Origin of the sequence: Streptomyces sp. NPDC020681, assembly GCF_044334895.1 — a bacterium.
Lineage (GTDB): Bacteria > Actinomycetota > Actinomycetes > Streptomycetales > Streptomycetaceae > Streptomyces.
The window spans coordinates 89,336-108,639 of the sequence record NZ_JBIRTX010000008.1; the positions used below are offsets into that span (position 1 = coordinate 89,336).

The window sequence follows — 19,304 nt, forward strand, 5'->3', positions numbered from 1 at the left end:
ATGACTATATGCAGCCGGGCAAGGGACCACTGATGATCAAATTCGAAGCAGTGAACAAGCGCTTCCCCAACGGCACGACGGCAGTCAACGACCTCACCCTGGAGATGCCGGACGGCGGGATCACGGTCCTCGTCGGATCCTCCGGATGCGGTAAGACCACCACGCTCCGCATGATCAACCGCATGGTCGACCCGACGTCCGGAACCATCCACGTCGGCGGCAAGGACGTCCTCGCACAGGACGCGGCGGAACTGCGCCGCTCCATCGGATACGTCATCCAGCAGTCCGGCCTGTTCCCGCACCGCACCATCCTCGACAACGTCGCGACGGTGCCGCTGCTGCTGGGCTGGGGTCGCCGCAAGGCCCGCGCCCGTGCGGCGGAGCTGCTGGAGACGGTCGGCCTCCCCGCGGACGCGGCCAAGCGCTATCCGCACCAGCTCTCCGGCGGTCAGCAGCAGCGCGTCGGCGTGGCACGCGCGCTCGCCGCGGACCCGCCGGTGCTGCTGATGGACGAGCCGTTCGGCGCGGTCGACCCGGTGGTGCGCACCCAGCTCCAGGACGAACTGCTGCGGCTGCAGAAGGAGTTGAGCAAGACCATCGTCTTCGTCACGCACGACATCGACGAAGCCGTCAGGCTCGGCGACCGCATAGCCGTCTTCCGCACCGGCGGTCACCTGGTCCAGTGCGCATCCCCGTCCGAACTGCTGGCCCGCCCGGCGGACGAATTCGTGGCGGACTTCCTGGGCGCGGAGCGGGGCCTGAAGCTGCTCTCGCTCTCGACGCTTGCGGGAGTCCCGCAGCAGCGGGCCGCGACGGTGCGGGTGGACGAGTCCGGCTCGCTCGCCTCGGGCGACGGCCGCTGGCGGCTCGCGGTCTCGGCGAAGAACGAGCCGCAGGGCTGGCTGGACACTCAGGCGCCGACCGGCGCGGAACTGCTTCCCGTACGCGCCCTGCGCGACGAGGACTCGCTGCTCTCGGCCCTGAACGAGTCGGTCGCCAGCCCGACCGGCCTGGTGGCCCGAGTCGACGCCGAAGGCGTCCTGACGGGCGTCACACCGCGGGAAGTCATCCACGACCACGCGGGCGACTGGCACGTTTCGGCCTCAACGGCGCGGACGACCTCGGTCGCGGGCGGCGGGCCCGCCGCCCAGGGCGGCACAGTGGCAACGCTCGGCACAGCAGAGGCGTCCGCCGAAGCGCCTGAAGCGGCCGGCGCCACAGACGCGGACCCGGCAACGCCGGGCACCACGGGCGCCGTCACCGAGCCCGGCGGCGGCACAACCGGTGCCGCTTCACCCAAGGGCGGCGTCGCATGACGATCGAATGGTCGTGGATATCCGACCACGCCGGCGACCTCACCACCCTCACCCTGTCGCACCTCCAGGCCGCCCTCTCCGCCGTACTCCTCGGCCTGGTCATCTCGCTCCCCCTCGCCGTGCTCGCCCACCGGGTCCGCCCTCTGCGCGGATTCCTCCTCGGGCTCTCGAACGTCCTGTTCACCATTCCGTCCATCGCCGTCTTCGTGCTGCTGCTGCCGGTCTCCGGGCTGACCCGCACCACCACCGTCATCGGCCTGACGATCTACACCCTCGTCGTGCTCCTGCGGAACACCGTCGAAGGCCTCGACGCCGTCCCGGCCAGGACCAAGGAGGCCGCCAAGGCGATGGGCACCCGCCCGCTGCGAACCCTCCTCACCGTCGAACTCCCGCTCGCGCTGCCCGTGATCATGGCCGGTGTCCGCATCGCCACCGTCATGTCGATCTCGCTCGTCAGCGTCGCGACCTACATCGGCGACGGCGGCCTCGGGCAGCTCTTCACCGACGGCTTCCAGCGCAACTTCCCGACCCCCGTAGTCGTCGGCGTCGTCCTCACACTGCTCCTCGCACTGGTCGCCGACGCGCTGTTGGTCGCTCTCCAATACGTACTCACCCCCTGGCGCAGGCTGCAACATTCAACGCGTGGGAGGGCCTGACATGTACGAGCTCGTCAAAGACCTCGGTTCCTGGCTGACCAGCGGCACCCAGTGGTCCGGCAGCGACGGCATCGCACACCGGCTCGCGGAGCACCTCCAGTACTCGCTCCTCGCGACGCTGATCGCCGCCGTCATCGCCCTGCCCGTCGGCCTGCTCATCGGGCACACCGGCCGCGGCGCGTTCCTCGCCATCAACCTGTCGTCCTTCGGCCGGGCGCTGCCCACCGTCGGCCTCGTCGTGCTGGTCTTCCTCGCCAGCGGACTGTCCATGACACCGGTGTACGTCGCCCTCGTCGCGCTCGCCGTCCCGTCGATCGTCACCAACACCTACGCCGGCATGTCCGCCGTCGACCCCGAGGTCAAGGACGCCGCCCGCGGCCAGGGCATGCGCGGCCACCAGGTCCTCGTCCAGGTCGAGATCCCGCTCGCGATGCCGCTGATCATGACCGGGCTGCGGCTCGCTCTGATCCAGGTCGTGGCGACGGCCACCATCGCCGCGTACGTCAGCTTCGGCGGCCTCGGCCGGTACGTCTTCGACGGCCTCGCCCAGCGCGACCTCGTCCAGGTGCTCGGCGGAGCGGTGCTCGTCGCACTCGTCGCCGTCGCACTCGATCTTGTGCTCGCCACGCTCCAGCGCGTCCTCTTCAGCAACCGCCCCGCGTAACGCCCTGCGTAAGGACACTCCATGAACCGACGCACTCTTCTCGGCGGCCTGTTCGCCGCGGCCACCGTCCCCGCGCTCGCCGCCTGCAGCAGCGGCATCACCTCTCTGGAGGGCGAGGGCGACATCTCCGGCGGCGGCTCCAGCAAGGACGGCGTCACCATCGGCACCGCCAACTTCACCGAGAACCAGATACTCGGCTTCCTGTACGCGGCCGTCCTCGAGGCGGCCGGCGTCAGGACGAAGGTCCGCCCGAACCTCGGCACCCGCGAGATCCTCATCCCCGCCCTCAGGGGCGGCGACATCGACCTGCTGCCGGAGTACCAGGGCGCGCTGCTGCACTACCTCGACCCGAAGGCCAAGTCCACGGAGGAGGGCGAGATGCAGAACGCCCTCGCGATCGTGCTCCCCCAGGGCCTCCAGATCCTCCCGTACGGCCTGGCCGAGGACTCCGACGCCTTCGCCGTCACGCGCGAGACAGCCGACAAGTACGGCCTCAGGACGCTCGCCGACCTCGCCAAGCAGAACGGCAAGCTCGTCATCGGCGCGGCGCCCGAGGTCAAGAAGCGGGTCGTCGGCGTCGTCGGCCTGAAGGACGAATACGGCGTGGAATTCAAGGAGTTCAAGTCGCTGGACTCCTCGGGACCGCTGGTCAAGGGCGCGCTGAAGAAGGGCGATGTGGACGTCGCCAACCTCTTCACCACCGACACCGACATCAAGGCCGAGGGCTGGGTGGTCCTCGCCGACCCCAAGAACCTGATTCCCGGCCAGCATGTCGTCCCGCTGATCGCCGACCGCAAGGCCGACTCGACCGTGCGCAAGGCGCTGGCCCGGCTCGGCGCCGTACTGACGACCGAGCAGCTGACCGAGCTGAACCGCCTGGTCGACAAGGACAAGAAGGATCCCGAGGACGTGGCGAACGCGTGGGCCAAGCAGCACGGGCTGGCGAAATAGCCGCCCCCCAGCCAGCCCAGGGGCAAACAGTGGGGCTACCCCCACTGACGCGGCGACCCCGCACCCGTAGCGTGAACGTTTATGGAAGCCCGCGACCCTGAGCTCAAGAAAGAGCTCGACGCCACCCTGCATGCCCGCCGCGAGCTGGGCGAAGAGTACGACTCCGCGCTTGTCGAGTCCTTCCTCGAGAAGGTCGAACAGCGCCTGGACGGCTCGGTGGACAAGCGTGTCCGCCGCCAGCTCGCCGAGCAGCAGATGGTCGTCGCCCGCGGCGCCCGCCCGCAGCAGTCGGCGGAATCCAATTTCGGTGAACGCTTCGGCTTCGCGATCATCTCGATGATCCTGGCGGTCCCGCTGTCGGCGATCGCCGTGGTCAACGCGGATCTGGAGGGCCTGATCGTGGCCTGGGCGGGCATCGTGGGCGTCAACGCGGTCCACGCCAGGGGTTGGCTGTGGCCCAGCCGCGACCGTTCGCAGAAGTCCGACTGGGAAGACTGAACGTCGGCCCGTCGCCCATGTTGGCCCCGCCCCCAAGAGGCGAGTGAGCCGAAGGGGCGCGGCGATGTCGAAAGAGAGAACGCGCGGAGGCCGCGAGGAACGAGTGGCCGAGCACGATCGACCGTCGACATCGTCTTAAGGCGCCCCGGAGGCGAACCGAGCCCCAAAAAAATAAGCGCGGGGACCGCCGCACCCCCGGCGAACCGGGGGGCGGGACGACGGCGGTCCCCGCGTGGGACACGGTCCGGGTCAGGGCCGGTCTCCGCGTCCAGGGCGTCTTCAGAGGTCCGGGAGCCGCTCCGGAGGTCTGGGACGCCGACTGTGTGCCGGCCGGGTTCCCTGCCCAGGCCCCCTGCCGACATCCACAACTGTGCAGGACGCGTGTTAAGCGGGTGCTGCGCGTACGTGACGCGCGCGTACCGTTTGAGCGAAACCCCTTTCCGCAGGGGTTACTTGCCGCCGTTCGCGAGGAACGACAGCAGGTCCTGACGGCTCACCACACCCGTCGGCTTGCCCTCCACCAGCACGATCGCCGCGTCCGCCACACCCAGCACCGACATCAGGTCACCGACCGGCTCGCCCGAGCCGACCTGCGGCAGCGGCGAGCTCATGTGCTTCTCCAGCGGGTCGGAGAGCGAGGCGCGCTGGGTGAACAGCGCGTCCAGGAGCTCCCGTTCGACGACCGAGCCGATGACCTCCGCGGCCATCACGTCCGGGTGTCCCGCGCCGGGCTTCACGATCGGCATCTGGGAGACGCCGTACTCCCGCAGCACCTCGATCGCCTCGCCGACCGTCTCCTCCGGGTGCATGTGCACCAGGCTGGGGATGCCGCCGTGCTCCTTGTGCGCGAGTACGTCGCCGACGCTCGCGGACGGTCCCGTGTCCTCCAGGAAGCCGTAGTCCGCCATCCACTCGTCGTTGAAGATCTTGGAGAGATAGCCGCGGCCGCTGTCCGGGAGCAGGACGACCACCACATCGTCCGGGCCGAGGCCCTCGGCCACCCGCAGCGCGGCCACGACCGCCATGCCACAGGAACCGCCGACGAGCAGGCCCTCCTCCTTGGCGAGGCGGCGGGTCATCTGGAAGGAGTCCTTGTCGGACACGGCGACGATCTCGTCGGTCACGGTCCGGTCGTACGCGGTCGGCCAGAAGTCCTCGCCGACGCCCTCGACGAGATACGGCCGGCCGGAGCCGCCGGAGTACACGGAGCCCTCAGGGTCGGCGCCGACGATCCTGACCTTGCCGCCGCTGATCTCCTTGAGGTAGTTGCCGGTTCCGGAGATCGTGCCGCCGGTGCCGACGCCCGCGACGAAGTGGGTGATCTTCCCGTCCGTCTGGTCCCAGAGTTCGGGACCGGTGGTCTCGTAGTGCGAGCGCGGGTTGTTCGGGTTGGAGTACTGGTCCGGCTTCCAGGCGCCCGGGGTCTCGCGTACGAGACGGTCGGAGACGTTGTAGTAGGAGTCCGGGTGCTCGGGATCCACGGCGGTGGGGCAGACCACGACCTCGGCGCCGTACGCACGGAGCACATTGATCTTGTCCGTGGACACCTTGTCCGGGCAGACGAAGATGCACTTGTAGCCCTTCTGCTGGGCCACGATGGCAAGGCCGACACCGGTGTTGCCGCTCGTCGGCTCGACGATCGTGCCGCCGGGCTGGAGCGCGCCGCTCTGTTCGGCCGCCTCGATCATCCGAAGGGCGATGCGGTCCTTCACCGACCCGCCGGGGTTGAAGTACTCGACCTTGGCGAGGACCGTCGCCTGGATGCCTGTGGTCACGCTGTTCAGCTTCACCAGCGGGGTATTGCCGACGAGACTGATCATCGAGTGGTGGATGCGCACAATGTTCTCCGGGATCTCCGTAGTGATGCGGCCAGGGTAAGCGGACCAGCGGGTGATTGGGCGACGGCCGCTACGGGGCAGTTAGCTCATGACCGGTTGCGAGTGTCGACGACTGGCGACGAGGAGGTGGCTCGGACTGTGTCGAGGGCGAGGGTGGCACGACGCATCGCCGCGGGAGCGGCCTACGGAGGCGGCAGCATCGGCCTGCTCGGAGTGGCGGCCGTGGGGCTGGTGCTCGCGGAGGTCCAGCTGGCGAAACGCACGGTCGGCGGCGGCATCGCACCCGTTCCACCACGCGGTGACGGCCTGTACGGGCTGGCCTTCGGGCGCGAGAACCCGCTGCTGCTGGGCGTGCTCGGGGACTCGACGGCGGCGGGCCAGGGCGTGCGCAGGGCGGGCCAGACGCCGGGTGCGCTACTCGCCTCGGGGCTCGCGGCGGTGGCCGAGCGGCCGGTCGAGGTGTGCAATGTGGCGCTGCCCGGGGCACAGTCGGACGATCTTGAGCGGCAGGTGACGCTGCTGCTCGCGGACACCTCCCGGATGCCCGACGTCTGCGTGATCATGATTGGCGCGAATGACGTCACCCACCGGATGCCGCCCACGGAGTCCGTCCGTCATCTGTCGGCGGCGGTGCGCAGGCTGCGTACGGCGGGCGCGGAGGTGGTCGTCGGCACGTGCCCGGATCTGGGCACGATCGAGGAGGTGTACCAGCCGCTGCGGTTTCTGGCCCGGAGGGTCTCGCGGCAGCTGGCGGCCGCCCAGACGATCGTGGTGGTGGAGCAGGGCGGGCGCACGGTGTCGCTGGGCGATCTGCTGGGCCCGGAGTTCGCGGCGAACCCCCGGGAGATGTTCGGCGTGGACAACTACCATCCGTCGGCCGAGGGCTATGCGACGGCCTCGATGGCCATGCTGCCGACGGTGTGCGCGGTGCTGGGGCTGTGGCCCGAGTCCGACCGGCTGGACCCGGACAGGGACGAGGGGATGCTGCCGGTCGCGAAGGCGGCAGCCACGGCGGCGAAGCAGGCAGGCACCGAGGTGACGGGTGCGCGGGCGCCCTGGGCTCTGCTGAAGCACCGCCGCCGCCGGCGTCTCCCGGCGCCGCACGCGGTCGACGAGACGGCCTCGCCGACGGAAGAGGAGGCGGAGGCCCAGGCCTGAGCCCGGCCGCGGGGTTCTTGTGGAACAACCCGGGCAGAAAACTGAGCGCTCGCTTAGAATTGAGGTGCTCGTCACACCTCCCTGCCCGTGACCCCGCCCTTACCTAGGGGTAACTTCCACCTGAAGCCACCTCACCCTCCTGGAGCCGTGATGCCCGAAGCCGTCATCGTTTCCGCCGCCCGCTCCCCCATCGGCCGGGCCTTCAAGGGCTCCCTGAAGGACCTGCGGCCCGACGACCTGACCGCGACGATCATTCAGGCCGCGCTCGCGAAGGTCCCCGAGCTGGACCCCACGCAGATCGACGACCTGATGCTCGGCTGCGGACTGCCGGGCGGTGAGCAGGGGCACAACCTCGGCCGGATCGTCGCCGTGCAGATGGGAATGGACCACCTCCCGGGCTGCACGATCACCCGTTACTGCTCGTCCTCGCTGCAGACCTCCCGGATGGCCATGCACGCCATCAAGGCCGGCGAGGGCGATGTCTTCATCTCCGCCGGCGTCGAGATGGTCTCCCGCTCCGTGAAGGGCAGCTCCGACGGTCTGCCCGACACCCACAACCCGCTCTTCGCCGATGCGGAGGCCCGTACCGCGGCGGTCGCCGCGAGCGAGGGCGCGAGCTGGCACGACCCGCGCGAGGACGGCCTCGTCCCGGACGCGTACATCGCGATGGGCCAGACCGCGGAGAACCTGGCGCGGCTGAAGGGCGTGACCCGCCAGGACATGGACGAGTTCGGCGTGCGGTCCCAGAACCTCGCCGAGGAAGCCATCAAGAACGGCTTCTGGGAGCGCGAGATCACCCCTGTGACGCTCCCGGACGGCTCCGTCGTCTCCAGGGACGACGGCCCGCGCGCGGGCGTCACCGTGGAGGGCGTGCAGGGCCTGAAGCCGGTCTTCCGCCCCGACGGCCTGGTCACCGCGGGCAACTGCTGCCCGCTCAACGACGGCGCCGCCGCTCTCGTGATCATGTCCGACACCAAGGCACGGGAGCTGGGCCTGACCCCGCTGGCCCGGATCGTCTCCACCGGCGTCTCCGGCCTCTCGCCCGAGATCATGGGTTACGGCCCGGTCGAGGCGAGCAGGCAGGCGCTGTCCCGGGCCGGCCTGACCATCGGCGACATCGACCTGGTCGAGATCAACGAGGCCTTCGCCGCGCAGGTCATCCCGTCCTACCGGGACCTGGACATCCCGCTGGACAAGCTGAACGTGAACGGTGGCGCGATCGCCGTCGGCCACCCCTTCGGCATGACCGGCGCCCGGATCACCGGCACGCTGATCAACTCGCTCCAGTTCCACGACAAGCAGTTCGGCCTGGAGACGATGTGCGTCGGCGGCGGGCAGGGCATGGCGATGGTGATCGAGCGCCTGAGCTGAGCCGGTCGGCCGGGCCTGCGGGACCCCGGCCGGGGCACGTTCGGGGCCGGTTTTGGGCCTCCTCGGAGCTCAAGTCGTGACCGAAACTCCCCCAGGATGTGACCTATCTCCTGGGGGAGAGTCGTTTTCCCAGGTCAGACTGGTTGCCGGGTTAAACACTGGGTCCAAAGTCCTGTCCATTTCGTGACGTAATGCACTGACAGGGGGCGCGGGCTCACCGCAAGCTGTTGTAGGAAGTCGGGGGTATCGATTGAAACCGGGAGTACGTCAGTGAGCGCCATGTCTCTTGCCCTGCTGCTGACCACGGCCGCCGCGACGGTTGTGGGCGCCGCCGCCCTGCACGCTGCCCACGGGCTCCGTAAGCAGGTCACGGCCCTGCGCACCGAGCTGGCGACCACGCCCGCCGCCGGGCGCATCGCCACCGTGCCGCAGGCCCGTCACACCCCCGCCGCCGAGATACGCGCCGCGGTCGCCGAAGCGCTGGCCGAGGAGCGGGAGCGCGAGCTCGCCGAGGCCCGCGCCTTCTGGGCCGCGCAGGAGTCCCGTGACGCCGCCGACGCCACTCCGCGGCTGGCCGGTGACGCCACCGCCTCGCTGCTGGGCGGCCTGGCCGCACCCGGCGACGAGCTCCCGTTCTACGTCCCGCGCCAGGCCGACTTCGTGGGCCTGGAGGCGATGGACTTCGAGGCGGTCGACGCGCTGGACGAGCTGGCGGACCTGCCCGAGGTCACCGAGTTCGCCGAGGACTCCCCGGAGCTGGCCGCGGCCCGCCGCCGCCACCCCTCGCACCCCGATTTCGTACCGGTCCAGACACCGGTCGTCACCGACCACGAGCGCACGGTGACCCGCCTCGAGGAGCTCTCCGAGTCGCGTACGGAGCTCGCGGACGTACGGCCCGGACCGCTCGGCACGCTCGACGTGTATGTCTTCGCCGACGGCACGACGCTCTGCATGACCCCCGGCCACCGGGAGACCGCGGAGCAGCTCGCCCAGGCCCTGAGCGCCGGGAACGCCCCGGTGCTGCTGGGCGGCTCCAGCGTCTCGGGCGCATACGCCCTGACCTTCGAGTGCGGCGAGGAGACGGTCTACATCCTCGCGGACCGCGTCATCGCGTCGCTGTAGCCCGCTCCGGCCCCGCTCCGGCCGGGCTCCGTACGGCGGCCGCACAGCCCCGTACGGACCTCCTAGAGGCCCGCTCGCCGCTTGGCCGCGTCAACCAGACTCACGGCCTCGTCCACCTCCCTGAGGGAACCGGACGGGGCCGTTCGCAGTGCTTCGGCCAAATCCCGACCGGCCACCGTCAGTTGATCAGCGACTGCAAACAGGCCCGCGTCGGGCATGATCCGCGGCACCTCGTCAGGGGTCTCGATGCGCTGGGCACGCAGTGCCAACTCCCTGGCCAAAGCCAGTCCTTCCGCGGCCGCCCCGCGCTTGAGGCGGCTCTGCGGAGCGGCCCGCAGCCGGTCGGCGAAACGGTCCACGGCGGCGGTCAGCTCACTCGTTTCAAGCACACTTCGACCCTATGCGCAGCACACACACTGTTGCCAATACGCGAACGCTCAGGCACGGTGGCGTGAAGGAGCACACGCGCGACGCGTCCGGAGGCGCCGATGTCCCAAGTCTTCTCCGAAGAGACCCATCGAAATCTGCTCTCCCGAATCCCCCATTGCACCGGTCGTGAAATCGCCGACTGGCTGCGCACGGTCGATGAAGGTCCTTCTCTCTTCCGCTTCGAGGAGAAAGTCAGCTGGCTCCGGAGCGAGCACGATCTCGCGTACGGACATGCCAAAGCGATCATCCACGAGTACGACCTGAGGCGCGCTGCGCGCAAGCTTCTCTAGGTCATCCGACGCCGAAGGGCCCGCAGGCGGCTGCCTGAGGGCCCTTCGTCACGTGCTGTCTGCGGCTACTGCCTGCGCTAGTCGTTCCCCTGCAGGATCGACAGCAGACGCAGCATCTCCAGGTAGATCCACACCAGGGTCAGGGTGAGGCCGAAGGCCGCCAGCCAGGACTCCTCGCGCGGAGCGCCGTACGTGATGCCGTCCTCGACCTGCTTGAAGTCGAGAGCGAGGAAGCAGGCGCCGAGGATGATGCCGATGACGCCGAAGAGGATGCCGAGGCCGCCGCTGCGGAAGCCGAGGCCGTCACCGCCGCCGAAGACGGCGAACAGGAGGTTGACGGCCATCAGCAGCAGGAAGCCCATCGCCGCGGCCATCACGAAGCCGTAGAAGCGGCGCGTGACGCGGATCCAGCGCATCTTGTAGGCGAAGAGGACACCGGCGAAGACACACATGGTGCCGAGGACCGCCTGGACCACCACACCGGGGCTGATGTAGGTGCTGACCGCGCTGGAGATCACTCCGAGGAAGACGCCCTCGAAGGCCGCGTACGACAGGATCAGCGCCGGCACCGGCTTGCGCTTGAACGCCTGGATCAGCGACAGGACCATGGCCACCAGGGCCGCGCCGATCGCGATGCCGTACGACTTGCCGATGTTGGCCTCGTCGACGGGCAGCAGGACCCAGGAGAGCACGGCGGTGAGGACGACCGTGCCGAGCGTCATGGCGGTACGCGCCACGACGTCGTCGATGGTCATCACACCGGTGCGCGCGGGAGCCTGCGGGCCGCCCGCGCCGAGCTGCGTGTCAGCCGGGGCGTACGGGTTGGTCGCGTACGGGTTGCCGGTGCCCTGGGCGTACGGGTTGGTTCCTACGGCGGGGCCCCCGGCCTGCGGCTGCTGGGCGTTGAAGCCGGCATAGCCGTTGTCGCGGCTGAACCCCCGTCGCGAGAAGACCGGGTTACTGCTCCTCATCTCACTCCTCCATGGTGGCCACGGCCACGCTGCGCGGCCTCGGACTTAAGAGTAATGCGGACGCAAAGCATGCACCCTAGTGCTCGGGGAGGATCTTTCCGGGATCGTGACCGACCTGGGCCTGGGCGTACCACCGGGTGCGGGGCCTCACCCCGCCTGGTCGACGTCTCCGTACGCCGTGCCGACCTTCAGCGCGTCGACATAGTGGTCCACGGCATTCGCCTGGGCCCCGTAGACGCCCCACTTCGGATGGTTCTCGCTGTCCCAGGTCCGGCACTGCCACCGCTGGGTACCGCTGTTGAAGGTCTGCTTGGAGCCGTTGAACCACAGCTCCACCCAGCCGCCCTTCGTCTGGTCCGACAGATGCAGCCCGACGACGATGTGGTTCCAGCTGTTGGCGGACACCGCCTTGGACCAAATGGTGTGCACGGTGCCGTCGGGCTGGCGCTGGATCATGGTCAGCCTGCCGCTGATCATCTTGAGGACGACGGGCCAGTTCTGACTGAAGTCGCCGTAGGACTTCCACTGGAAGACCGCGTTGTTGTCGACGGTGCTGGAGAGCTTGCTGGTCCAGCCGAGGTAGTAGGTCCTGCCGTTGGTGAAGGCGTAGTCGGTGCCGCCGTTCGCGATCCCCCGGCTCTCGCACCGGTTCAGCCCGCCGGGCTTGCGGTAGCGCCACACGGCCCCGCGGGACGAGTCGTTCACGGCGGTGAGGCTGCCGGGCGACGCGCAGTTGCTTCCGACATGAGCGAAGACTCCGGTGCCCTTGGAGGCGTCGCCGTCCCAGATCACGGAGGCCTGTGCCTGCCCGGCGAACAGGGTCATCGCGGCGACACCGGCGACGACGGTGCCGGCGAGTCCGACTCGCTTCTTCATGGTGGTGTCCCTCGGGTCCATCGGTGGGGGGATGCGCCGCCGACGGGTGCCGCCTTGTCGGGGTCACGCCAACACGTTAGATGGTTCAGACCATCGGCGTAAGGACTGGGACGCGACATCTCAACGCGGGCCGGAGGTAAACAGTTCAACTACTCTGCGTCGGGCCTCTGGTTACGGAGAGTGCCCGGAGCCGGACTTGAACCGGCACGGCCCGAAGGCCAGCGAGGTTTAAGCTCGCCGTGTCTGCATTCCACCATCCGGGCCAGTCGCGTGGCTCCGCGTTGGCACCCGAGCCTATCCGGGTAGATCCACGCGCCGATCGGCCCGTGGCCCGATGTTGTCTTATTTTATTGCCGCTTGAGGGTGCGTCAGACCTGGCAGCAGCGCATTCCGACGCCCCGTACACGGCCGGTGGGCATCACCGCGCGCACCCGGGATTGACGGAAAGTCGCCGCCCCTGACGTGTCTTCAGGCAAGCGTCCCAGCGGCACCGCGGCCTCGGGCCCGTCTCAGGGGTGCCGTCATACCAAAGGAGGACGATCGGACCGCGCGGTCCGACCCAAGAGGGCCTCAGAGACGGGCATCGGGAGTGACGATCTGGAGCCGAACGCTCGAGACGATGTGATGGTTCCCGCAGCAGACCGCGACAGGAGTCCCACTCGTGACCACCACGCCCATCGCTCACCGCGCCACCGCCGTGGCCGCCCGCGCCACGGATCTGTCCAAGGTGTACGGACAGGGCGAGACCCAGGTGGTCGCCCTCGACCGGGTCACTGTCGACTTCCGGCAGGCCGAGTACACCGCGATCATGGGGCCCTCCGGCTCCGGCAAGTCCACGCTGATGCACTGCGTGGCCGGCCTCGACACCTTCAGCTCCGGATCCGTGCGCCTCGGCGAGACCGAGCTCGGCTCGCTCAAGGACAAGCAGCTGACGCAGCTGCGCCGGGACAAGATCGGCTTCATCTTCCAGGCGTTCAACCTGCTTCCGACGCTGACCGCGCTGGAGAACATCACGCTCCCGATGGACATCGCCGGCCGCAAGCCCGACAAGCAGTGGCTCCAGCAGGTCATCGACATGGTGGGCCTGAAGGACCGGCTCAGCCACCGCCCCACCCAGCTCTCCGGCGGGCAGCAGCAGCGCGTCGCCGTCGCCCGCGCGCTGGCCTCCCGGCCGGAGATCATCTTCGGTGACGAGCCGACCGGAAACCTGGACTCGCGCTCGGGCGCCGAGGTGCTGGGCTTCCTGCGCAACTCCGTACGGGAGCTGGGCCAGACCGTCGTCATGGTCACCCACGACCCGGTGGCCGCCTCCTACGCCGACCGCGTCATCTTCCTGGCGGACGGCCGCATCGTCGACGAGGTCATCAACCCGACCGCGGACGGGGTCCTCGACCGCATGAAGGCCTTCGACGCCAAGGGCCGTACGAGCTGAGGCGGTTGCGCCGCCCAGCTCGGCCTCCGGGGCTCCGCCCCGGGCACCGCGCGTCTTGCAGGTGCCGGCCCGCGCCATGCCCCACAGCCGGGACGACGCCCGCCGTCGGCCTGCCCGGAAGCGCGCCGCGGCCGACCTCCCCGACTCTCTTCGGACACCCACACCAGGACTGACACCCATGTTCCGTACCGCCCTGCGCAATGTGCTCGCGCACAAGGCCAGGCTGCTGATGACCGTCCTCGCCGTGATGCTCGGCGTGGCCTTCGTCTCCGGCACCCTGATCTTCACCGACACCCTCGGCAACGCCTACCGCAAGCAGTCGGCCAAGAGCTACGACAACGTCGCGGTCGCCGTCACCACCTACGCCGACCAGAACGACGCCGACGAGGCCATCGACACCAAGACCCTGGAGAAGATCCGGGCCCTGGACGGGGTCGCCGAAGCCACCGGGCGGGTCTCCGGGTTCGCCGGAGTCGCCGACCAGGACGGCAAGCTGATCGGCAACGGCTGGTCCAACACCGGCGCCAACTACGCGCCCGGCAAGGACGGCAAGGACGCCGCGTACACCTTCACCGACGGCTCGGGCCCGGTGAAGGACAGTCAGATCGCGCTCGACAAGGACACCGCCGACAAGGGCAAGTACCGCGTCGGCGACACCGTGCGGGTCGCCACCAACGGACCGGTGAAGGAGTACGAGCTCACCGGCGTCTTCACCACCGAGGACGGCGCGGTCAACGCCGGCGGCAGCCTGGTGCTCTTCGACACGTCCGTAGCGCAGCAGCTGTATCTGCAGCCCGGCTACTACAAGGACGTCACCATCACCGCCGCGTCCGGCGCCAACGACCGGCAGATCCTGAACGCCGTCGAGCCGCTGCTGCCCAAGAACGCCAATGCGCAGACCGGCAAGCAGCTCGCCGACGACCAGGCCAAGGAGATCGAGTCCGGCCTGAGCAGCCTCAACACCATGCTGCTCGCCTTCGCCGCCATCGCGCTCTTCGTCGGCGTCTTCCTGATCGCCAACACCTTCACCATGCTGGTCGCCCAGCGCACCAAGGAGCTGGCGCTGCTGCGCGCCGTCGGCGCGTCCCGCCGCCAGGTCAAGCGCTCGGTGATCCTGGAGGCGATGGTCGTCGGCGCGGTCGCCTCCGTCGTCGGCTTCGCGCTCGGCCTCGGTCTCGCGACCGGCCTGCGTTCCCTGATGGGGACGTTCGGCGCGAAGGTCCCCGGCGGGCCGCTGATCATCTCGCCCACCGCGATCGCCGCCGCGCTCGGCGTCGGCATCCTGATCACCGTGCTCGCCGCGTGGCTGCCGGCCCGCCGGGCCGCGAAGATCCCGCCGGTGGCGGCGATGGGCAGCGCTCATCTCCCCGCGAGCACCAAGACCCTTGTCGTACGGAACACCATCGGCTCCATCGTCACGCTCGCCGGTCTGGCCGCGATCGCCGGCGGTGCGGCGGTCGGCAAGAGCGACGGCCGGATGATGATCGGGGCGGGCGCGTTCCTGACGCTGATCGGCATCATCGTGCTGATCCCGCTGCTGTCCCGTCCGGTGATCGCGCTGGCGCGTCCGCTGCTGGTGAGGGTCTTCGGGGTCTCCGGCAACCTCGCCGGGCGCAACGCGGTCCGCAACCCGCGCCGTACGGGAGCCACCGCCTCGGCGCTGGCGATCGGCCTCACGCTGGTCACCGGCCTCACGGTCATCGGCGTCACGCTCGGCCAGGCCATCGACAAGATGACCACGGACAACATCCGCGCCGACTACATGGTCACCATGGCCAGCGGCGGCGCGCTCGACAAGTCGGCGCTCACCGCGCTGGAGAAGGCGAAGGGCGTCGCAGCGGTCTCCCCGCAGCAGTCCGCCTCGGTGATGATCAACGACTCGTACGAGTCCGCCTCCGCGGTCACGCCGGGCGACGTGGAGCAGGTCTTCGACCTGAAGACGGTCTCCGGCTCCATGGCCACACTCGGCCAGGGCCAGATCGCCGTCGCCGAGAAGACCGCCGAGAAGAAGGGCTGGAAGACCGGCGACAAGCTGCCGGCGAAGTTCGGCGACTTCAGTGAGGGCGGCAAGGCGGACACCAAGACCCTGACGATCGGGGCGGTCTACAAGGACAACGAGTTCCTGGAGCCGATCGTGCTGTCGACCTCGCTGGTCGCTCCGTACGAGACCAAGCCGTACATCCCCGAGGTCTGGGTGAAGATGGACGGCGGCGCGACCGCGGCGAACGAGCAGGCGCTGGTGGACGCGCTGGGCGACAACCCGGCGATGAGCGTCATGGACCGGCAGGACATCCGCAACATGTTCGGCGGCATGATCAACACGATGCTGAACATCATGTACGGACTGCTGGCGATGGCCCTGCTCATCGCGGTGCTCGGCGTCGTCAACACACTCGCGATGTCCGTCTTCGAACGCCAGCAGGAGATCGGCATGCTGCGGGCCATCGGCCTGGACCGCAGGAGGGTCAAGCGCATGATCCGCCTGGAGGCGGTGGTGATCTCGCTCTTCGGCGCGGTGATCGGTGTCGCGCTCGGCTCGTTCCTGGCCTGGGCGGTCGGCGAGACGATCAGGTCGAGCATCCCGAACTACGCGCTGGTCATGCCGTGGGAGCGGATCGGGATCTTCCTGCTGCTGGCCGGAGTGGTGGGTGTGCTGGCCGCGCTCTGGCCGGCCCGGAGTGCCGCGCGGCTGAACATGCTGACGGCGATCAAGACGGAGTAGCCCGCGCCGGATGGACGAGCGAGGGCCCCGCGACCGGCTGGTGTGGTCGCGGGGCCCTTCTCCGTGCCGGGCTCAGTTCCAGGTGCGGGCCCGCAGCGGCACTCCGGACGTGCCGCTCTCCGGTGTCTTCACGGCCAGGATCTGGTTGACGCCGATCCTGTTGCGCTCGAAGGAGACCGCGCACGCGGCCATGTAGAGCCGCCAGACGCGGGCGCGTCCGGGTGAGCTGAGGCGTACCGCCTGACGCCAGTCGGCCTCCAGATTGGCGACCCAGCGGCGCAGTGTGAGGGCGTAGTGCTCACGGATCGCCTCGACGTCGCGCACCTCGAAGCCGGCCTCTTCGAGGCTGGAGAGGGTACGGCCGAGCGGCGCGAGCTCGCCGTCCGGGAAGACGTACCGGTCGATGAACTCGTCCACGTGGTACGCGGATTCGTCCTTCTCCGGGCGGCGCGCGATCTGGTGGTTGAGCAGCCGGCCGCCGGGCCTCAGGAGCGCGAAGAGCTGTTCGGCGTACTCGTGGTAGCGGACCTGGCCGACGTGTTCGGCCATGCCGATGGAGGAGACGGCGTCGTAGGGACCGTCCCTGACGTCCCGGTAGTCCTGAACGCGGATCTCGATACGGTCGGTGAGCCCGGCTTCGGCGATGCGCTTGCGGGCGTACGCGGCCTGCTCGCGGGAGAGCGTGACGCCGGTGACCTGTACGCCGTACTCCTGGGCTGCGTGCATGGCCATGGAGCCCCAGCCGCAGCCGACGTCCAGGAGCCGGTCGCCCGCCTTGAGGGCGAGCTTGCGGCAGATCAGGTCCAGCTTGTCGCGCTGGGCGTCCTCGAGAGTGCCGGCGTCGTCCCAGTAGGCGCAGGAGTAGACCATGGACGGCCCGAGCACCAGCTCGTAGAAGTCGTTGCCGACGTCGTAGTGGTGGCTGATGGCCTGCCGGTCGCGGCGCTTGGTGTGCAGCGGACCGCTGCGCCGGCGGACTTCCTCGGCGGGCGGGGGCGGCGGCGGGAACGGCCCGCCGAGTTTCAGCAGCCCGCGTGCGGCGGCGCGCATGCGGGGGTCGCGCAGCGGGTGGACCTTGCGCTGACCGGGTTCGTCGCCGCGCTCCCACACGAGGCCGGCGAGCAGGTCCAGCGCGCGGTACAGATCGCCTTCGACGTCGATCTCACCGGCCACCCATGCGCGGGCGAGCGCGAGCTCGCCCGGCCGCCACAGCAGCCGCCGCAGGGCACGCCGATGCCGCACGACGAGCACGGGCGCGCTCTTGTCGGCCGTCGCGCCCGGGGGCCCGGACTCGGAGCCGTCCCAGGCCCGGATACGGACCGGGAGCGGGGTGCCGAGCAACTCTTCGGCAAAGGTGGTCAGCCGCGATGCGGCATCGGCCATGGCGCACACCTCCGTGACGGTGGATCGCAGACTCCACATGCAAAGAACAATCTGCCCACCGCGGGTGCTTCCCGGCACCACGCAATACCGAAGCAAAATACTTGCCCCCCACACGGGTGCGCCCACCGGTGCTGGGGCCGGGCATGACGAAGGGCCGCCCGCACCACGGATGGCGGACGGCCCTTGGCCTTGCAGTGAGGCTGGAGTCAGGAAGCCTTCGCCTTCTCCGGGGTCGGGGACGGAGCCGAAGCGGCAGCCGCCGGGGCAGGCTTGGCCGCCTCGTAGAACTCCTCGCGCGGGGACTCGATCGCGCCGAGCGAGACGACCTCGCGCTTGAGGAACATCGCGAGCGTCCAGTCCGCGAAGACCCGGATCTTCCGGTTCCACGTCGGCATCGCCATGCCGTGGTAGCCACGGTGCATGTACCACGCCAGCCGCCCGCGCAGCTTGATCTTCACCTTGCCCATGACGATCATCGCGACGCCCTTGTGCAGGCCGAGCCCGGCCACCGCACCCTTGTTGGCGTGGCTGTACTCCTTCTGCGGGAAGCCCCGCATGCCGGAGATCACGTTGTCGCCGAGGAGCCGGGCCTGACGCAGCGCGTGCTGGGCGTTCGGCGGGCACCAGGCGTTCTCGACGCCGGCCTTGCGCGCCGCCACGTCCGGGACCTGCGCGTTGTCGCCCGCGGCCCAGATGTAGTCGGTGCCCTGGACCTGCAGCGTCGTCTGCGTGTCGACGTGGCCGCGCGGGCCGAGCGGCAGGCCGTAGCGCGCCAGCGCCGGGTTCGGCTTGACGCCCGCGGTCCACACGATGGTGTTGGAGTCGACCTCGAGGCCGTTCTTCAGCACCACGTGGCCGTCCACGCAGGAGTCCATCGAGGTCGACAGGTAGATCTCGATGCCGCGGCCCTCGAGGTGCTCCTTGCCGTACTTGCCCAGCTTCGGGCCCACCTCGGGAAGGATCTTGTCGGCCGCGTCGACCAGGATGAAGCGCATGTCCTCGCGCTTGACGCTGGTGTAGTACTTGGCCGCGTCGCGCGCCAGGTCCTCGACCTCGCCGATGGTCTCCGCGCCGGCGAAGCCGCCGCCCACGAAGACGAACGTGAGCGCCCTGCGCCGGACTTCCTCGTCGGTCGTCGAGTCGGCCTTGTCGAGCTGCTCGAGCACGTGGTTCCGCAGGCCGATGGCCTCCTCGATGCCCTTCATACCGATGCCCTGCTCGGCGAGGCCGGGGATCGGGAAGGTGCGGGAGACCGCGCCGAGCGCCACGACCAGGTAGTCGAAGGGCAGCTCGTACGCCTCGCCGACGAGCGGCGAGATCGTCGCGACCTTGCGGTCCTGATCGATGGTGGTGACTCGGCCGGTGAGCACCTCAGCCTTGGGCAGCACGCGTCGCAGCGGGACGACGACATGCCGAGGCGAGATGCTGCCGGCGGCAGCTTCGGGGAGGAAGGGCTGGTACGTCATGTACGAGCGCGGGTCCACGACCGTGACGGTCGCTTCCGCGTAACGCATCTTCTTCAGAATGCGTCGAGCTGCGTACAGGCCTACGTACCCACCGCCTACAACGAGGATCCTGGGACGCTCCGTGGTGCTCATGCCATCGAGTATCCACCCCCCTAGGAGGG

The 19,304-nt window shown here is 69.4% G+C and carries 17 protein-coding genes and 1 tRNA gene; 11 read left to right on the forward strand and 7 right to left on the reverse strand.

The features are described 5' to 3' along the window. Nucleotides 1-32 precede the first annotated feature (32 nt). The 5 genes from ACH4YL_RS20620 to ACH4YL_RS20640 all read left to right on the forward strand — a co-directional run bounded on the left by ACH4YL_RS20620 (nt 33) and on the right by ACH4YL_RS20640 (nt 4,085). Nucleotides 33-1,316: an ABC transporter ATP-binding protein gene (locus tag ACH4YL_RS20620; RefSeq protein ID WP_398508826.1), complete on the forward strand. Its 1,284-nt coding sequence runs from the start codon at nt 33-35 to the stop codon at nt 1,314-1,316. Further along, entirely contained in the window at nt 1,313-1,972 is a 660-nt protein-coding gene (locus ACH4YL_RS20625) for an ABC transporter permease (RefSeq protein WP_398508827.1), read from the forward strand. The genes ACH4YL_RS20620 and ACH4YL_RS20625 overlap by 4 nt, the downstream gene beginning before the upstream one ends. Before the next feature lies 1 nt (nt 1,973). Beyond that, the gene (locus tag ACH4YL_RS20630) at nt 1,974-2,636 is read left to right on the forward strand and encodes an ABC transporter permease (protein WP_398508828.1); all 663 of its coding nucleotides are present in this window, start codon (nt 1,974-1,976) and stop codon (nt 2,634-2,636) included. A gap of 21 nt (nt 2,637-2,657) precedes the next feature. Then, complete coding sequence (locus ACH4YL_RS20635; protein WP_398508829.1) at nt 2,658-3,587, forward strand: ABC transporter substrate-binding protein; 930 nt, start codon at nt 2,658-2,660, stop codon at nt 3,585-3,587. Nucleotides 3,588-3,668: 81 nt separating this feature from the next. Continuing rightward, nucleotides 3,669-4,085 carry a hypothetical protein gene (locus ACH4YL_RS20640; RefSeq protein WP_398508830.1) on the forward strand — a complete coding sequence of 139 codons (417 nt, stop codon included), beginning with the start codon at nt 3,669-3,671 and terminating at the stop codon, nt 4,083-4,085. Nucleotides 4,086-4,534: 449 nt separating this feature from the next. Here ACH4YL_RS20640 and ACH4YL_RS20645 read toward each other — a convergent pair whose 3' ends face one another. After that, nucleotides 4,535-5,923: a cystathionine beta-synthase gene (locus ACH4YL_RS20645; protein WP_398508831.1), complete on the reverse strand. Its 1,389-nt coding sequence runs from the start codon at nt 5,921-5,923 to the stop codon at nt 4,535-4,537. A gap of 153 nt (nt 5,924-6,076) precedes the next feature. Between ACH4YL_RS20645 and ACH4YL_RS20650 the strand changes: the two genes are divergently transcribed. The 3 genes from ACH4YL_RS20650 (at nt 6,077) to ACH4YL_RS20660 (ending at nt 9,574) form a co-directional block, all read left to right on the forward strand. Next, the gene (locus tag ACH4YL_RS20650) at nt 6,077-7,081 is read left to right on the forward strand and encodes an SGNH/GDSL hydrolase family protein (RefSeq protein WP_398508832.1); all 1,005 of its coding nucleotides are present in this window, start codon (nt 6,077-6,079) and stop codon (nt 7,079-7,081) included. Between the two features lie 150 nt (nt 7,082-7,231). Then, complete coding sequence (locus ACH4YL_RS20655) at nt 7,232-8,452, forward strand: acetyl-CoA C-acetyltransferase (protein WP_398508833.1); 1,221 nt, start codon at nt 7,232-7,234, stop codon at nt 8,450-8,452. 279 nt (nt 8,453-8,731) lie between these two features. Continuing rightward, the gene (locus tag ACH4YL_RS20660) at nt 8,732-9,574 is read left to right on the forward strand and encodes a hypothetical protein (protein ID WP_398509092.1); all 843 of its coding nucleotides are present in this window, start codon (nt 8,732-8,734) and stop codon (nt 9,572-9,574) included. 62 nt (nt 9,575-9,636) lie between these two features. Here ACH4YL_RS20660 and ACH4YL_RS20665 read toward each other — a convergent pair whose 3' ends face one another. Further along, nucleotides 9,637-9,963: a hypothetical protein gene (locus ACH4YL_RS20665; protein WP_398508834.1), complete on the reverse strand. Its 327-nt coding sequence runs from the start codon at nt 9,961-9,963 to the stop codon at nt 9,637-9,639. A gap of 99 nt (nt 9,964-10,062) precedes the next feature. Between ACH4YL_RS20665 and ACH4YL_RS20670 the strand changes: the two genes are divergently transcribed. Next, entirely contained in the window at nt 10,063-10,293 is a 231-nt protein-coding gene (locus ACH4YL_RS20670) for a DUF4287 domain-containing protein (RefSeq protein WP_392619934.1), read from the forward strand. Between the two features lie 77 nt (nt 10,294-10,370). Here ACH4YL_RS20670 and ACH4YL_RS20675 read toward each other — a convergent pair whose 3' ends face one another. The 3 genes from ACH4YL_RS20675 to ACH4YL_RS20685 all read right to left on the reverse strand — a co-directional run bounded on the left by ACH4YL_RS20675 (nt 10,371) and on the right by ACH4YL_RS20685 (nt 12,403). Next, on the reverse strand, nt 10,371-11,264 hold the full coding sequence (locus ACH4YL_RS20675) for a Bax inhibitor-1/YccA family protein (protein WP_398508835.1): 894 nt from the start codon (nt 11,262-11,264) through the stop codon (nt 10,371-10,373). Nucleotides 11,265-11,411: 147 nt separating this feature from the next. Continuing rightward, a complete protein-coding gene (locus ACH4YL_RS20680; protein WP_398508836.1) occupies nt 11,412-12,140 on the reverse strand; it encodes a hypothetical protein in 729 nt (242 codons plus the stop codon). A 181-nt stretch (nt 12,141-12,321) separates the two neighbouring features. Beyond that, a tRNA-Leu gene (locus tag ACH4YL_RS20685) sits at nt 12,322-12,403 on the reverse strand. A gap of 398 nt (nt 12,404-12,801) precedes the next feature. Here ACH4YL_RS20685 and ACH4YL_RS20690 point away from each other — a divergent pair. Together ACH4YL_RS20690 and ACH4YL_RS20695 are read left to right on the forward strand one after the other, a co-directional pair. After that, entirely contained in the window at nt 12,802-13,572 is a 771-nt protein-coding gene (locus ACH4YL_RS20690; RefSeq protein WP_398508837.1) for an ABC transporter ATP-binding protein, read from the forward strand. A gap of 178 nt (nt 13,573-13,750) precedes the next feature. Next, nucleotides 13,751-16,294, forward strand: a complete 2,544-nt coding sequence (locus ACH4YL_RS20695; RefSeq protein WP_398508838.1) for an ABC transporter permease — start codon at nt 13,751-13,753, stop codon at nt 16,292-16,294. A gap of 72 nt (nt 16,295-16,366) precedes the next feature. Here the strand turns inward: ACH4YL_RS20695 and ACH4YL_RS20700 are convergent, their stop codons facing one another. Together ACH4YL_RS20700 and ACH4YL_RS20705 are read right to left on the reverse strand one after the other, a co-directional pair. After that, the gene (locus tag ACH4YL_RS20700; protein WP_398508839.1) at nt 16,367-17,677 is read right to left on the reverse strand and encodes a class I SAM-dependent methyltransferase; all 1,311 of its coding nucleotides are present in this window, start codon (nt 17,675-17,677) and stop codon (nt 16,367-16,369) included. 206 nt (nt 17,678-17,883) lie between these two features. Continuing rightward, nucleotides 17,884-19,275 carry an NAD(P)/FAD-dependent oxidoreductase gene (locus tag ACH4YL_RS20705; protein WP_398508840.1) on the reverse strand — a complete coding sequence of 464 codons (1,392 nt, stop codon included), beginning with the start codon at nt 19,273-19,275 and terminating at the stop codon, nt 17,884-17,886. Nucleotides 19,276-19,304 lie beyond the last annotated feature (29 nt).

What these genes read in the sequence shown, in the direction of transcription:
- ACH4YL_RS20635 (WP_398508829.1), top strand. Translation starts at nt 2,658, where the DNA reads ATGAACCGACGCACTCTTCTCGGCGGCCTGTTCGCCGCGGCCACCGTC.
- ACH4YL_RS20655 (WP_398508833.1), top strand. Translation starts at nt 7,232, where the DNA reads ATGCCCGAAGCCGTCATCGTTTCCGCCGCCCGCTCCCCCATCGGCCGG.
- ACH4YL_RS20620 (WP_398508826.1), top strand. Translation starts at nt 33, where the DNA reads ATGATCAAATTCGAAGCAGTGAACAAGCGCTTCCCCAACGGCACGACG.
- ACH4YL_RS20695 (WP_398508838.1), top strand. Translation starts at nt 13,751, where the DNA reads ATGTTCCGTACCGCCCTGCGCAATGTGCTCGCGCACAAGGCCAGGCTG.
- ACH4YL_RS20640 (WP_398508830.1), top strand. Translation starts at nt 3,669, where the DNA reads ATGGAAGCCCGCGACCCTGAGCTCAAGAAAGAGCTCGACGCCACCCTG.
- ACH4YL_RS20670 (WP_392619934.1), top strand. Translation starts at nt 10,063, where the DNA reads ATGTCCCAAGTCTTCTCCGAAGAGACCCATCGAAATCTGCTCTCCCGA.
- ACH4YL_RS20675 (WP_398508835.1), bottom strand. Translation starts at nt 11,264, where the DNA reads ATGAGGAGCAGTAACCCGGTCTTCTCGCGACGGGGGTTCAGCCGCGAC.
- ACH4YL_RS20625 (WP_398508827.1), top strand. Translation starts at nt 1,313, where the DNA reads ATGACGATCGAATGGTCGTGGATATCCGACCACGCCGGCGACCTCACC.
- ACH4YL_RS20660 (WP_398509092.1), top strand. Translation starts at nt 8,732, where the DNA reads ATGTCTCTTGCCCTGCTGCTGACCACGGCCGCCGCGACGGTTGTGGGC.
- ACH4YL_RS20630 (WP_398508828.1), top strand. Translation starts at nt 1,974, where the DNA reads ATGTACGAGCTCGTCAAAGACCTCGGTTCCTGGCTGACCAGCGGCACC.
- ACH4YL_RS20700 (WP_398508839.1), bottom strand. Translation starts at nt 17,677, where the DNA reads ATGGCCGATGCCGCATCGCGGCTGACCACCTTTGCCGAAGAGTTGCTC.
- ACH4YL_RS20705 (WP_398508840.1), bottom strand. Translation starts at nt 19,275, where the DNA reads ATGAGCACCACGGAGCGTCCCAGGATCCTCGTTGTAGGCGGTGGGTAC.
- ACH4YL_RS20680 (WP_398508836.1), bottom strand. Translation starts at nt 12,140, where the DNA reads ATGAAGAAGCGAGTCGGACTCGCCGGCACCGTCGTCGCCGGTGTCGCC.